Annotated in this window: 9 protein-coding genes; 1 reads left to right on the top strand and 8 read right to left on the bottom strand. The window is 42.2% G+C overall.

Features of this window, described 5'->3' with window-relative positions:
- Positions 1 to 279 precede the first annotated feature (279 nt).
- Positions 280 to 4,755, bottom strand: a complete 4,476-nt coding sequence (locus AC0YN6_RS14590; RefSeq protein ID WP_475747674.1) for a discoidin domain-containing protein — start codon at positions 4,753 to 4,755, stop codon at positions 280 to 282.
- A gap of 203 nt (positions 4,756 to 4,958) precedes the next feature.
- Here AC0YN6_RS14590 and AC0YN6_RS14585 point away from each other — a divergent pair, with 203 nt between their 5' ends.
- Complete coding sequence (locus AC0YN6_RS14585; protein ID WP_475747672.1) at positions 4,959 to 5,117, top strand: hypothetical protein; 159 nt, start codon at positions 4,959 to 4,961, stop codon at positions 5,115 to 5,117.
- A gap of 44 nt (positions 5,118 to 5,161) precedes the next feature.
- On the opposite strand, the gene AC0YN6_RS14580 is transcribed toward AC0YN6_RS14585, so the two are convergent.
- From AC0YN6_RS14580 to AC0YN6_RS14550, 7 genes are all read right to left on the bottom strand, one after another.
- The gene (locus AC0YN6_RS14580) at positions 5,162 to 5,776 is read right to left on the bottom strand and encodes an SGNH/GDSL hydrolase family protein (protein WP_475747671.1); all 615 of its coding nucleotides are present in this window, start codon (positions 5,774 to 5,776) and stop codon (positions 5,162 to 5,164) included.
- Positions 5,763 to 8,138, bottom strand: a complete 2,376-nt coding sequence (locus AC0YN6_RS14575; RefSeq protein WP_475747670.1) for a glycoside hydrolase family 95 protein — start codon at positions 8,136 to 8,138, stop codon at positions 5,763 to 5,765. Before AC0YN6_RS14575 ends, AC0YN6_RS14580 begins: the two co-directional genes overlap by 14 nt.
- A gap of 8 nt (positions 8,139 to 8,146) precedes the next feature.
- Positions 8,147 to 8,989, bottom strand: a complete 843-nt coding sequence (locus AC0YN6_RS14570; RefSeq protein WP_475747669.1) for a carbohydrate ABC transporter permease — start codon at positions 8,987 to 8,989, stop codon at positions 8,147 to 8,149.
- Positions 8,990 to 9,002: 13 nt separating this feature from the next.
- The gene (locus AC0YN6_RS14565; RefSeq protein ID WP_475747668.1) at positions 9,003 to 9,896 is read right to left on the bottom strand and encodes a carbohydrate ABC transporter permease; all 894 of its coding nucleotides are present in this window, start codon (positions 9,894 to 9,896) and stop codon (positions 9,003 to 9,005) included.
- A gap of 90 nt (positions 9,897 to 9,986) precedes the next feature.
- On the bottom strand, positions 9,987 to 11,360 hold the full coding sequence (locus tag AC0YN6_RS14560) for an extracellular solute-binding protein (RefSeq protein ID WP_475747667.1): 1,374 nt from the start codon (positions 11,358 to 11,360) through the stop codon (positions 9,987 to 9,989).
- A 94-nt stretch (positions 11,361 to 11,454) separates the two neighbouring features.
- Positions 11,455 to 13,047, bottom strand: coding sequence for a response regulator (locus AC0YN6_RS14555; RefSeq protein WP_475747666.1), 1,593 nt, complete (start codon positions 13,045 to 13,047; stop codon positions 11,455 to 11,457).
- Positions 13,040 to 14,878 (bottom strand): cache domain-containing sensor histidine kinase, encoded by a 1,839-nt coding sequence (locus tag AC0YN6_RS14550; protein ID WP_475747665.1) that lies wholly within the window; start codon positions 14,876 to 14,878, stop codon positions 13,040 to 13,042. Before AC0YN6_RS14550 ends, AC0YN6_RS14555 begins: the two co-directional genes overlap by 8 nt.
- Between the last annotated feature and the right edge of the window lie 263 nt (positions 14,879 to 15,141).

Below are 15,141 nucleotides of genomic sequence, written 5' to 3'. Positions count from 1 at the left end.
ATTTTTGATTTATATGAGCACTTATTTTACGATGTAACATCTTCGGTTTGAATAAATTAGTTTCCAAAAGCAGAATGAGATTCTTTATTTCCCCATAGTTCTAACCCACCACGGTTTCGTCCAAGAAAATTATGTATGGAAAAAACCAGCCCTTCAAAAGACTGGTTCGCCGCGGCGTTTATTCGGCTCCTTATGATTCGAGATGACACCCATGCTGAGCGTACATAGTAAGAGGTCCATGCGCTGCGCATGGACCTCTTTGTTTGGCTGAATCCCCTATTATTCCATCAATAGAGATGCAATCTTCGCAAGATCCATAATGTCGATTTTGCCGTCCTTATGCAGATCGAATTTCTGGACATTATCCCAATCCGGACTTTCCTTGTCTTTGCCATAATGAGCGGCTGCCATCGCCAAGTCTCCAATGCTTACCTTCTCATCCCCGTTAAAGTCGCCCGGCATGCCCGGCTGCTGCGTGACCTCGATTTGCATATCCGCCGGTTCGGCTTCGATTTCCAGCCCGCTGCCGTTGCTCAATATCGCTTCGGAAACGGCGATCGTTCCCATCTGGCTGCTCGTCACGTCCTTCGCTTCGAACGTCAGCTCCAGAATATCCGCATCCTCCGCGACGGCATGTGCCGATCCTTCGCTCGCGATAATGAAGCGCATCACACCGGCCGACAGTTCTTTCGTCTCCACAATGCTTACCCCTTCAATTAATGAGGCGGCATTCTTAAAGTCAAAGAGATTCGCGTCGTATTCAATCGTAATATCTTGGGCAAAAATCTGTTGCGACAGTTCACTTAATCCGTACTTCACTTTAAACGAGCCGCCCGTCTGCACGGATTGCGGTCCGGTTATCGTGACCGCATCCGGCGGCGTTACCGCTTCCAGATCCGCGATCGCTTGCTCTGCGTCAGTCAGCCTCGTAATATCGCCCACAAGCGCCTGTTGTGCTGCATCGAGCGCATCATAGCTCGCTCTCGCTGCTTGTATAGCTGCTTTATTCGCTAACGTAACCCGGGACTTCACCGGCAAGGCTGCAATTTCGTTTATCACTTCCTGTACCGTCTCATCTACTACTGATAAGACACCATATACATTGAATGCAAATAAACTTCCACCTTGTAGTTGAGTATCAACAAAAGTAATTCTCATATATCTCGCTGTGACTTCATCCTGGCTACGATCAATACCCGGAATTGAATATTTATCAGTTTTGTCAGCATACATGGAATATGTGATGTCATCGGTTGAATATTCAATTTTGTACTTAATTGGCTTATTACTGAATAGATATTTTTTCGTATCTACATAAGAAATTTCGTATTGATCTCCCAGATCAACTTTCAGCCACGAAGGATCAGCCGCCCCAGCCGCTTGAGCCCAGCGAGTTGTTGCATCGCCATCTACTGCTTTGGAGGCATCGTAAGCAGCAGAATATAATGATGATGCTGTAGCTGTCTTACCATGAGAAATCGGCGTACTTAAGCGCGGAGTTACAGTAAAGCTTACACTTCCCCTCGCTGTTTTTCCGCCATCGTAGGTGACTGTGATTGTTCCTGTGTAAGTGCCGACAGCCAAGCCTGCCTTCGGCAGTACGGTCCATGATTTGATAGAGCCTGCCGAAGGTACAGTCGATCCGTTGCCACTTATCGCAAAGTTCGAACTGTCTGTCGTTACAGAAGTGATCGTTGCATCACCATTTCCGCTATTTGAAATGATTATCGCCTGCGCTGCAGGAGTGTATCCCACTTCTGCGGATGCAATTGTCGTATTTTCGACAACTAGGCTTGGAGTCCTGACAAATTTGGATCCATATATGCTCACTTCACGAACATTGCAGCCTGTGTTGGAAGAGTCTAATATGGTTAATTTAATATATCGGGCACTCAAAGGAGCATCTAGGGATACAAACACTCTTTCGCCTGTAGTCGCATACTCTTCATCCCCGAATGTACTCCACTCTGTATTGTCTATAGAGTACTCAAACTTATACTTAATTAACTTACTGTTAATATTATAAATTTCAGCTCCAATTTCTTGAATGTCAGTCGCATTATTTAAATCTACAGTCACCCACTCATTTTTTGCACGTCCGCTTGCTGCTGCCCAACGTGTTGAACTGTCGCCATCAATAACCTTTTCGGCTTCATAGCCTACGCCGTAGATCGAAGATGCGGTGGCCGTACCAAACAGTGCAAGATTTGCAAGACCGGACTCGCTATGATAAATGTCCTGCAATTCCGACGCAGTGAGAACTCTGCCGTAAATTCTAATTTGATCTACTTTGCCTTCAATGCCAGGATTGTTATCAGAAATGTATCCTGAAATGTATTTCTGATCATCGCTGTTCCAGAGAATATCGTTAACAGCGGATGTGGCCTGTTGCACGGCATTAATGTATAGGTTCAATGAACCCTTTGAATCTGCCGTAAGTGCCATATAATACCACTCACCAGGCGTAATAGAGTCTGCAGAGACGACATCCACACCATTCAGACGCGCATGAACTTTACCCTCTGCGTCGACAGCCAATTGATGAGATATTACTGAGGCGTCTCCATTGGTTTTTGCAATAATATTTTGCAATCCTGAGACAGGCAGCGAATCTAAGTTCACCCACAAGGCCGCAGTATAGGCAATAGTTGCTCGGGTATCGGCAATCATCAGTGCACTATCCGCTGATAGTTGCAAACCGTTAAGCTGTTGGCCATCCACCCACTGAGATGCTCCGGAAACGGTTCCTTGAATGCCTCCTGTTAAGTGGTTTGCTGCAGTCGATCCAGCAGTTTCGTTTAAATGCCACATCCCTATCCTAGTCGTATCAGTTATGTTGATAAAGTATGCAGAAGGGTTGTCAGCGTCGTTGCCGTTCACACCTGCATTTTGCATTATAGATTGTGCCCTTGCATCCCAAGCGCCGTCTTCTACTGGAATGTTTCTAGTGCTTATGTTTTGAGAAGTCAGTCTATCCTTCATGCCTGCTGTGTGGTAGTTAAAGTAGCTGCTGTTGTTAAAGCTGTGATATGGCACACCCGCGTCGGTTGAGAAATACCACGTTCCCGTACCCTTCACCACATTGTTTGTATCAATTATGCCTGAAGAGCCGTTGTCACGGTAAAGTACAAAATTTGTGTTTCCAATATTGTATAAATAGTTGTTGTAAACTTTAGTGCCAGTCTGCGTCCCAAGCGTGTAGATACCGCCGCCATCATGCGAGCTTTTCATAAAATCATAAATGAGATTATTGCTTATGATGTTATTTTTTGAAATAGGAGGGGATTTAAGTACGTATTCAAGATAACCCCAGCCCCAGCCCACAGATATGCCAGTGTAGGGAATGTTATAGATATCGTTATGGTCGATGACCGTGTTCTGTGTATAGCCGGCAAAGATCCCAACATTATCGATAAACTCTGCGCCAACTTTAGTAATCGTATTGTGAGAAATTGTATTATCCTTTACAATACCTGCCGTAGGAACTCCCTTGTGATCATCAAGCGTAATTTCGCCTACATTAATTCCATTACCTGAAGTATCGCTGATTGTATTTCGTGTAATCAGATTACCAGTGGAACCTTCTCGAAAAGCAATACCGGCATTTCCAGTATGTGTGATGGTACAGTTTTGAAAGATGCTATTCTTTGTATACCAAAATTGCAATGCGCCTGGGGTCATGGTGCTCACCGTGTACCATTGCTCGTTAACCCACGGCTCGTTAGCATAGATGGAACCACCTTGAAAATCAGGATATCCCAACTCGCCGTTAGGAAGAAGCCATGTGTTATAGCTGAACGTGATACCATCGAATTTAATGTATTTTACTGGAGCTTCAGCTGTTCCATCCGCGGAAACGATCGTTTCCAGATGTCCTGCAATCACTTCAGCGCTGGCCAGGTCTTCGCCTGCTCGCGGAATATAATACATCACATTTGCGGTACGATCCAAATACCATTCACCAGGCTGATCCAACAACTCATATGCATTCTCGATATGCACGATTGAACTGCCTGTATAACTTGCCTGAGTATGTGCAAAATCCCAGCTCTTAGGTTCTACGTTAATTTTCCCGCCAGAAATATCTTTTACTGCCAGGCGGGTGTGTTTCCAATTCCATGGTGTGTACAGTTCGATGTTTCCCTGGTTGCCCCAAGTCGCCATATTAGCATATATTCCAGCAGCTGGCAGATTGAAAGCTTTTGCAGCTTTGTTTTTGGAAAATCCGCCTGGATTAATCTCGCTGCGCGCTCGGTTGGCTCTGACACCGCTTACATACAATTGACGCGTATCAAAGCCAGCGGGCACAGATGTTTTGTAAACGTTCCCATTGTGCTGCGCCCAGTTAGTAAGTTTTTTTCCACCGCTAATCACGGGATGCTCGCCAGCGTAGGCGCGGTATACCACGTAAAAGCCGTTGTTGCCGGAGTCAGCCGATGTCAGCGTCAACGTATTGTCCAGCACATAGGTGCCTTCGCGCAAAATGATTTCATAGTTCTCTGTCATTGTACTGGGCTTGTTTGCCCTCAATACTGCCTGTGCTTTGGAAATAGTATGGTACGGGTTGCCTTCGCTGCCGTCGCCGGTCGCATCATCACCTGCAGGAGAAACATAGATCTGCATACTTGTTGCCGGGGTACCGGCTTCTGCGTGCGCCACTATGCCAAGCTCGGTATTAATGATACCGGCAAGCATGAGAAAAACGCAAAAAATGTGAATATACCTCTTTTTTACTCGGGAAGATAATCGGTTCATCTTGTTTATCCTTTCTTATTTAGACATAGTTTGTGTGCACTCCTCCCTCACAGAATAGCGCAATCAACTCTTAAATTTAATCAAAAAAACTTGGTTTTTTTGTTTGATTATTTCGGATTCACAAAACGAGACCTTTTAAATCGTAAGCGTCAAACTCTCCCACCTTCGAAATACTACCGCAGGCTGGAGCGCGGCACTTTTCAGTGGCCGCAAGCCAGCGCTTCCAGCGAGAAGACGCATTCCGACCAGATGGAGATGATGACCCGGAGGTGCTGGACAAGCTGCTTCCTTGGTCGGCGTCGTTGTCGTTGACTTGTCGAGTGTTTAAAAACGAAGCTACAGAGAAACAGCCCTCAACTTGAAAACAAGGTGGGGGCTGTTTGACGCTTACGTATATATTTCATGGCTATAACCCATCTACTGACAGCAAGCTCTCTGCTACGATTTCTGACTGTGCCCTTTGACCCAGCTGATTGTAGTGAAACCCATCATCTTCCCGATACTCACTTTTCCCCAGCATGGGCGTGTATAAATCATTAATCATTAAATGATATTTTGTCGCCAATCGCCGCATGGCATGGTTTCGATTCACAACGAGATCATTCACTTCAGCATTAATTTCATTTGTAAGGTTTATTTTAGTTACAGGTGTTGTGAGTCCCAGAATTAGATGGGTATGGTTGATTCGGCTGAGAATATGCTGAATAGCTTTCTCCAAATCACGCTCATATTGCTCCCTAGATAAATGCAAGCCGTGTAATCCATTATTGAAATGAATCGCTTGATAATGATAATCTGTTTGCTGGAGCATGTAATCCAGTTCAAATAAGAAGGCCGGGTTATCCACTCCCTTTGAAGTAGCAAGCTGATCTGCAAAAATTCGGCCTTTAAGCTGTTCATTTACATAGGGGCGATAAGCTCTAGTAATCGAGTCTCCTACCAGCAGCACCCTTTTTTCATCCTGCTGCTGTGCTTCCTGCCACCAAAAATCACACCATTCATATTTTTCAAGCTGTATCATCGCTTAACCTCCGCACAAACATAAATGTAACAGGTGATTTGAACTTAAGCTCAACCTGTGTTCTTTGATCTGCCGTTATCAACTCTATCGTTTGATCCGTTTTAGTTGCATTCAATGTCACTTGTACTTCCTGTTGAGTTAAATCCCACTTGATCGAAACCTCGATACCGCCATCAGCGAGTAGGGGCCCTCCTTCGCCGCGTATCCATCTATCAGGTAGAGCCGGCAAAATACGTATTTTCCCCGGTGTAGATATCATCAGCATATCTTGTACAACAGCGCTCCAGCCCATATTGGCATCAATCTGGAAAGGCGCCCAAGGTAAGTCAATGGTCAGCCCCATGTCTCGCCAATCATTGCACAGAACAAAGAAGTTGCCGAGGACAGATGAACGGCACAGCTTATCGAAGCATGCTAGCGCTTTGTCGCCTTCACCAATCCGAGCGTAACTATTCGCAGTATGCATAAACGACCATCCGCATTGTTCGATTAAGTTTGCTTCGTCGAAGCGATTATCGACAGCTTTTACAAATGCCTTATAAAGCTCTGGTTTACTATCAGGGTCGATTTCTGAACCAGGAAATAAGGGGTATACATGGGCGAGATGACGATGTAGATTATTATCATGGAAATGAGGATGCATCCATTCGCGGATAGCTCCTTCCTCATTCACTTGATATGACGGGATTCTTTCTAACATCTCCTCCCATTTGCCAATCACATGCTCGAACATGCCGGCTTTAGGAGCTAAAGCGACTAAATTCGAAAGCACTTCCTTCGCTATAGCAAAATCCATCGTCGCATTGACCGTCGTCTCCATAACGTCCACAGCTTCAAGATCATACAGAATGTTCGCCTTGGCATAATTGCCCGGTGTATTTTCCGGAGAAACCGAAGGGCTGATCACATACTTTCCATCGGCGTCCAAAGTCAGATAATCTTCATAGAACAATGCCACTTCATAAAGGAAAGGCAACGCTCTTCGACGCAGAAAATCTTCATCCAAGGTGTACTGATAATACTTGGCATAAAATTGCGCCACCCATCCCGCACCGGAAATCCAATGCACAATGTGAGGATAGATGATTTTCAACAGCCCAGATTCCGGTGTAGTCGGGGCTGGAATAAAGATACCTCTGCAACCAAACAACTGTCTGGCATTCATTCTGAAATCTGCCATCTTGTTATCCATATAATCAAAAACTGGAACAAGCAATTCCGGCATATTTCCACTTAACGCTTGCCAATGGATCATTTGTAAATTTTCATTGACCATATGGAACGCCCATAATGCTTTATATTCACCACACCAGAGTCCATAAAGATGACATGGTTCTCCACCCTCACGCGTACTAGACACAAGCAAATATCGGCCAAAAGACCACATCTTCTCCATCATAGCCAAAGAAGCTTTCCCTCTATAGGCATCCATAAGATACTCTTCGTTATATCGATCATGATCTTCAGCATATAAATGAAATGTCATCGACTGAAATAACCGGCAGTGCTCGCGCATGTGCCTATCTAGTAGCGCAGCGTAGTCCAAATTGATAAGAGTTAATTCATTTTTGAGCTGTAGCCATTGATAATTTCGCTCTCCCGTCGCAAAACATTTGACGATAATCAACACCCGATCTGAATCTGTGATTTGTATTGCTCCGTTTCTACAAGAAAGATTCCCTCCATCCGTGCAAACTTTGGCAACAGCGCCAAAATCCATGCCATTATCATTACGAACAGCATATAGAAGAAATTCCTCTTGCGCCAAGACTTCCATCCCCTCAGCTAGTGCGAGCACATCCGGATCAACTGCTCTAACCCCCCCGAACTCATCATGTAAACCAAAATCCAGTTGACACGAGATACACCCTGGCTCCGAGCTTCGAATCTCATAAACAATGGCGTCATCCGTACGTGACACGAACAATACTCTTTCATATCGGACGTCTCCATCCAACCAAGAAACCGTCACCTCGCCTGTGTCCATGCTGAGCGTTCTGCTATAATCTTGAAAGGCATGCTTTCCTTGCATTCGAACTTGAAGATTCCCTAAGGGTAATGGGAATGCGTGCTGTGCATTATAGCCAGCCTGACTCAGTACATCCGGAATGACACGATCGGCTTCTATTGGCCTCTCTTGTTGCAGCAGTTCACGAACAAAGGGCAATTGATTGCTAACGTCAGGTAATTCCGGTGTAATCCCTTGCCACCAAAGATCTGCATGATTCAAAAGTATGGTCTCTTTATGAACACCACCATAAACAGATGCGCCAATAACTCCATTACCGGACGGGAGAGCTTCTCTCCATTTCGCCCCCCACCAAGAAGCCGGATACATCAACTTCAATTTATTTCTGGCCATCGTCATCACTACCCCTTTACACCACCTGATGTTAAACCTTTCTCAACATACTCTTGTAAACATAAATAAATAATAATGGTTGGAATATTCGCAATGATGATTGCTGCGCATAGTCCAGCGTAATCCGTTGTATATAAACCTGTAAAATTCATTAACCCAAGCGACAATGTACGCATTGCCTCTTTTTTGATGAAAATCATAGCAAGAATCAAATCATTCCATGATGATAGAAATCCTAGAATGGCCATCGTGGAAATGACTGGCTTGGAGAGCGGCAAAATAATCATGTAGTAGATTTTCCAGATTCCAGCTCCATCCATGATGGCTGCTTCCTCTAGTTCAGCAGGCAATGTTTTCATAAAGCCTGTAATAACAAATACCATGTAGGGAATACCACCTGCGATATAAATAGAGATCAAAAATAAATAGCTGTTAGAAGCCTGTAAAGTAACAGATAATTGCGCCAACGGAACTAATACAGCATGTATCGGAATCATCATACCTGCTACAAAAAAGTAAAATACGATTGTTAGCCATCGAGAATTTATTCTGCCTAATACGAAAGCAGCCATAGTTGAAAATACGATTGCGGTGATGACATAAGTCCCGCAAACAAACAAGCTATTTAAAAAATATTTTCCCATATTCCCCTTTACCCATGCAGAAACGTAATTTTTGAAATGAAGGGTTTCAGGAAAACCAAAGTAATTCGTAAAAATTTCATTATTCGTCTTCAATGAAGCAAGAAGCGTATAAATCAAGGGGTAAATAAATACAACGGAGGCGATTAATATTCCGATATACCCCAACAACTTCCCAATATCTATTTGTTTTGCCCCTATAGTCTGCATTTGGTTTTCACTCCTAGTATTCTAAAGTATCACGTTTCATCACGCGGCTTGAGAGAACGGTTAAGAAAAATCCAACTATGAAGATGATCGTTGCCACTGTACTTGCTGGACCAAACCGACCATTGCTGAATGCTTCGGAAAACATAAACGTGCTCAATACATCGCCTGCATGTCCCGGGCCACCAGTGCCATTAGTAAGAACATAGATTATATCAAATGCCTTTAATGATCCAATGAGTAATAAAATAACATTTATTTCAAGAACCTTCCAAATCATTGGAACCACGATAAACCATAGTTTCTTGAATCCGTTAGCGCCATCAATTTCCGCAGCCTCCAACACATCTTCAGGAATGGAAACAAGTCCTGACAAAAAAATAATCATGACGATCCCTAGCCCCTGCCAGCAATTAATAAGAATAATCACGATCAATATCGTGCTCGGATCAGCTAACCAGGGATGTATGAAGCTCTCAAGTCCAATATTGGTTAGAAGTCTATCAACGAGTCCATCGCCAGGGTACAAAATAAACTTCCACAACAACGAAACAGATGTAGCGGATAAGATAACTGGCATAAAGAATGAGGCTTTCAGATAACGAACCCCTTTTATTTTGGAATTTAACACGACAGCTAACAGAAATCCCACAGGAATTTGAATGACAATATTCAATACCATGAGGTATATGGTATTTCTAAAAGGTTTCCAAAAATCAGGATCCGATAGCACTTGTATATAGTTTTGGAGTCCAACGAAATCCATATCGATGCCGCCGATTCCATCCCAGGAATGGAAAGATAAAAAAAATGATTTGCCGATCGGGTAAACCAAAAGTGCCGAATAAAATAACAGCGCGGGCAGAAGAAACAGCGCGATTCGAAAATATTGCTTGCGAATCCGTTCCATTGTAATTCCAACTCCTTTTTTTTGAAAAAAATAGATGTAAAAGCTAATGCTCATTAACTTTTACATCTATCTTATTAATCGATTGCTTTATTATTTATTTTTTGCTACAGCGTCATCCAACTGTTTAACCGCGTCAGCAGGTGTCGTCTGTTTAGCAAGTACGGATTGAGTCAACTCATAGATTTTAGAATTCACTGCTTTGTTTACTTCCGGCGCTGCGAAGTCGCCGCCAAACGCTGAAGCTACTGTCATTGCCTTTGTAATTTCAGCGATCAACGCCCCCGCCTTGACTGGATCTACATCTGCTTTAACCGCTGTCAAATCATGTGCTGTCTCGGAGATCAATTTAGCTCCATCAGCGCTTGTTAAGGCTTTTACTAATGCAATTGCCATATCCTTTTGGTGGCCTGTAACCTTGCTAGAGATGGCAAATGCGTCAGAGGTGCCGCCCATCCAAGCATCTTTAAACTCCTCTTTACCCTCGATAACTGGAAACGGGAAGAATCCCACTTTATCTGCAAAGCCTTCCGGCGCATCTGCTGCCCCTACTTCTCCTGCTGTCCAAGAGCCTGAAAGTCTCATTGCTGTTTTACCATTATTAAAATCAGCAACTTCCCCTGCATAGCCCAGACCTATATAGTTTTTCCCGAATGCACCTGCATCTACAAGTTCGATCATTTTATCGAATGCATCGACTACAGCTGGTGAATTGTAAGGAATTGCTCTTGATCCGACATCAATCGCCGCTTGTGTCCCACTTAATTTCAAGGAAAGAACTGAGAATAAATGCTCAGATCTCCAAGTATCAGCATTTCCGATACCCCATGGTGTAACTCCTTCTGCATTCAGCGCCTTAATCACATCAAGCAATTCCGTCCAAGTAGTCGGTGGTTGTACATTGGCTTTCTGGAACAATTCTTTATTGTAGAAGAAACCTACGCCAAATGCCCCGATTGGAGCAGCATAATTACCCGGCAAACCATACTTGTAGCTATCCAACGCGCCTGAGATAAATCCGTCCTTCCATTTCGTATCCGCATTTAGCTCCTCTGACAGATCCAGTATCTTACCAGCCTGTGCCATATCCGTTTCACCATAATTGTTACCAGGATAAGCGACAAAAATTTCAGGCAAGTTATCTGCTGCTAAATCAACATTTAATTTCGTTTTGAGCTGCTCGCCCGGCATGAATTCTCTCTCAACACTTACTTCAGGATGCTCTGCGATGAAATCGTCAATAATTTGAGCAATAGCTGGTCCAAATGGATGATCAGGTGTGTAAACGGTTGCAATCCGCAGTGTAACTTTTTCAGCTGCTACATCTGTTGGTTTAGAAGTTTCTTTCCCTGCGTTTCTATCCGAACCTGACGACGAAGCATTATTATTATTCGTACTGCATGCACTTAAAGTCATCGTGAACAGACACACGCAAATTAATAATAACGAAAGCGACTTTCTTTTCATTTTTTGACCTCCCAAGAAAATTGATGTTACAGGTTGATTATAATAAGTTCCTTATTTCGATAATAGGTAATTAATTTTGGTTGAAATGTCGAATTTATTTGGTTTCCTGAAATTGATTACGATATTCTCTTGGTGTCATAAGATACGTTTTTTTAAACACCGTACTGAAATACCGTTGATCCTCAAACCCGACAAGTGATGCAATTTGGTTTACTTTTATTTCCTGGTGTTTTAAATAGTCAGCAGCTTTAGTCATACGAATAGAGGTAATATAGGAAACAAAACTTTGCCCAGTTACTTCTTTAAACAAATCACTCAAATAGGTCGCATTCATATACAACTGACCGGCAATTTGCGTCAAGGAAATGTTCACGTTATAGCGGCTTTGTGCATACTCCATCATCTCTACAACCGCTCTTTTTCCGTCTGACTGTGTCTTTTTATTAATAGCCAAACTCAGCAAACTGAAATGATTTGTGAGCACCCGTTGCATATGATCCAAGCTATCGTATTGCATCGGATTCGTTGTAAAATCCGCATAAGTCATTGGAAGAGGAGTGTGATCTGTATTCTCAATCAACCAGCGTTCCCCTAGCAACCAGCACATGTCTAACATTTGTCGTAATGTTCTGGTGGATTTGGTTTCTGAGAAGGCCTTGTCTATTATTTTCACTATCGATGTCGAAATCCCGATCTGACTGCCTAGTACAACCTGATTGTACAATTCTTTCTCTAGTTCATAAGAATACTGAATATGTTTGTCTTCATCCATGAACGGTTCATACCTCGTTACTTTTCTATCAGGCATAAAGACGGAATACATCAAGGCATGAACGGCCTCTTGATAGCTTCTGCTAATGCCTGATATTTTTTGATGCTGAGCACTTATTCCACATCTCACCGTGAAAAATTTCAAACGCTTGACCCATTCAAACACACGAGTGATATATTCATTCAGAAGAGGTTCTATGGCTTCCTTTTGCAGGTAATCGTTGTAGAAGATCACATGCAAACTTCCAGCGTGTTGAAAAACGATGCCTTCCAGCGAATCTCCGAATAGATCCATCATAAAATTGCTCATAATGTAGTAAATCAACGTTATTTCCGTATTTCCCTTACCTTTAATAATCGTTTCGGAATCTTGAATGCGAAAAGATATGCAAGCAAAATGACATGTCTCTAAATCTGCATTTAAAGATCGGGATAATCTTTTCGAAACATCATAGCGTCCTTCGATCACATCGAGAACAAGCTTTTCTTTCAATGATGATTCCAGAATGATATGATCCGAATCTATCGTTTGTATCATCTCCTGCTTTTGTACTCTGACAGCTTTAGCAAAAGCATCTAATAAGTCACTTTTGTCAATTGGTTTTAATAAATAGTCCACAACATCAAGATTAATCGCCCTTTTTGCATAGGCAAAGTCATTATAACCGCTGACCACGATAAAGCTAGCCGAAGGCAACACAACCTTGGCCTGTTCAATAAACGATAGTCCATCCATCCCAGGCATACGTATATCCATAAATATAATGTCGAAGTTAATCCTCCGTATGCATTGAAGCGCCTCATCCCCATTAGCAGCTTCTTGAATCTCATCTATCCTATAAGAAGATGAAGACAGTATCTTTCTAATCCCTCGTCGCATCCAAACTTCATCATCAACAATTAATATTTTAGACATGATGCATCTCCTCCATAGATATCAATGGTAGTTTTATCTGGACAGAAGTACCTGAACCGATCTTACTTTGTAGGGTAATGCCATAGAGCATACCATAACAAAGACGAATGCGGTCATGTACATTTTTGATACCAATCCCGATCCGGATCGGAGGATCACTACTGAAAGCTTCCTTTCCACTTTCCAGAGCAAGTGTAATTTCTCGAACTTTTTCCTCTGCAATCCCAATACCGTTATCAAAGATTTTAATAAGCAGATGCTCCCCTTCCCGCTGTACATTAACGATGAGCATCCCTTTTCCTTGCTTGGGTTCCAAGCCATGATGGACGGCATTTTCAACAATTGGCTGCAACAAAAACTTCAGCATTTGATAATCCAATTGAGTTTCATCAATTTGGAAGATTGCTTCTATTCGTTTGTCATAGCGGATACTCTGGATCGTCATATAATTTCGAATACTTTCGATTTCATCACGCAGCGGCACCGTATGTACGCCCGAATTTATACTATAACGAAACAAATCACCGACAGATCTGCATATCACACTAATTTCTGAGACTCCTCTTACTTCCGCCATCATACTTATCGAGTTCAACGTATTATATAGAAAGTGTGGATTTATTTGAGCTTGCAAAGCAATTAACTGAGCTTCTTTTTCTTTAATCGACACTCTATACACCGTATTAATTAACTCGGATATTTTGTTGCTCATGTCATTGTAAGCAAGCATCAAAGCACCAATTTCATCCTTCGATTTAATTTCATTCATCTGCACAAAGCTTCCGTTGCCCATTTTTTTCATGGCAGAATACAGCTTTTTAATCGGCGATGTAATGGATGACGAAAAAATAAGGGAAATCAATAGTAATATACATAAGGAAGATATCGTAATAATCAAGGTTGCATTTTTAATCGCTGTCGTACTAGGTTTTAGAAGTGGATCTAGATCCGTTACAGTAATATACCACCAACCCACGGATTCAGAATAATAGTAGGTTATCAATTTCTTATGACCATCAATGATCTCAATCTTATTCGATACATCCATTGGCAATTGCTCAGGCAGCCACGTCGCTTGGAATGGTTCTCCTAAATTCTCTTCATCCCTTGCATATACTAGCCTTCTGTCTCCATCAACAATATAGAATAAATTCTCGTTTTTATTTTGAAAAGCAGAAGCTATTTTTCGAAATGCACTCAAGTCAAAATCAACATAAATTAAGCCAATTTCTTCATTTTCATCTTCTTTACTCATAATGCTTCGCCCAATTGATAAAATATACTTTGGTGTTTCAGTAACGTAGTAATCCGCTTTATGTGTAGGAATAATTACTCGTTCCCCTTTAAGCTCTTTCATTTTTTTATACCAAGGTTGACCAACAAAAGAATAAAACGGGGTTATCGCACTCCGTGAAGTTTTATAATATTTATTATTCGTATCATCAAATATATAAATACCGAGAATATCACTGCGAAGCCCGATCAACACATCCACTGTATTAAACAGTTTTTCCTCTGCCTCCGCTCTTTTTAAGCCGTATTTATACTTCAAACTCTGCAGTGTTTCTTGCATTTCTATAGAATAGTTAGGCGTTAGGGTAATCTTCTCTACATCATCCATATAGTTTTCGATATTCGCATTAATAACGCCTACCATTTCTAACATGTCTTGCGATAGCACGGTCTGTACAGTTTCAACCGATTTGTCGTAATACAAATAAGCCGGAACTAAGAGCGCCGGAATAAGGAGGACGAGATACGAAAAAATCAATTTCTTCTTGAGTTGATTTCTAAAATCGATAAGGCGAAAAAGCTTATGCAATAGTCTCATAGATATTTCTCCTAGTTAGAAATTTAACAATTACTATTTTTGCATAAAAAGCTGCCCCGTTTATCTCACTCGATGCTGATCGAACAACTGCAGGTAACCCCCTATCTGTTTTCTTCAATTTTGGGTACAATATACTTCTCCCATAAAGCCCTACCACTATATTAAACTTCATCATAAAAGAAATCATCAAAAGAAAAACCATCATTGTGGACGCCACGTATACAAAAGCACGTTATAACCAAAAATCACCGAAAGAGTTTTTA

Source organism: Paenibacillus sp. J22P15 (assembly GCF_056269345.1).
Note: the sequence above shows the minus strand (reverse complement) of the source record. Positions and strands in the feature narration are given on the sequence as shown.

Excerpts from the sequence above, each read along its gene's own strand:
- AC0YN6_RS14560 (WP_475747667.1), bottom strand. The coding sequence starts at position 11,360 with ATGAAAAGAAAGTCGCTTTCGTTATTATTAATTTGCGTGTGTCTGTTC.
- AC0YN6_RS14555 (WP_475747666.1), bottom strand. The coding sequence starts at position 13,047 with ATGTCTAAAATATTAATTGTTGATGATGAAGTTTGGATGCGACGAGGG.
- AC0YN6_RS14590 (WP_475747674.1), bottom strand. The coding sequence starts at position 4,755 with ATGAACCGATTATCTTCCCGAGTAAAAAAGAGGTATATTCACATTTTT.
- AC0YN6_RS14550 (WP_475747665.1), bottom strand. The coding sequence starts at position 14,878 with ATGAGACTATTGCATAAGCTTTTTCGCCTTATCGATTTTAGAAATCAA.
- AC0YN6_RS14580 (WP_475747671.1), bottom strand. The coding sequence starts at position 5,776 with ATGATACAGCTTGAAAAATATGAATGGTGTGATTTTTGGTGGCAGGAA.
- AC0YN6_RS14565 (WP_475747668.1), bottom strand. The coding sequence starts at position 9,896 with ATGGAACGGATTCGCAAGCAATATTTTCGAATCGCGCTGTTTCTTCTG.
- AC0YN6_RS14575 (WP_475747670.1), bottom strand. The coding sequence starts at position 8,138 with ATGGCCAGAAATAAATTGAAGTTGATGTATCCGGCTTCTTGGTGGGGG.
- AC0YN6_RS14570 (WP_475747669.1), bottom strand. The coding sequence starts at position 8,989 with ATGCAGACTATAGGGGCAAAACAAATAGATATTGGGAAGTTGTTGGGG.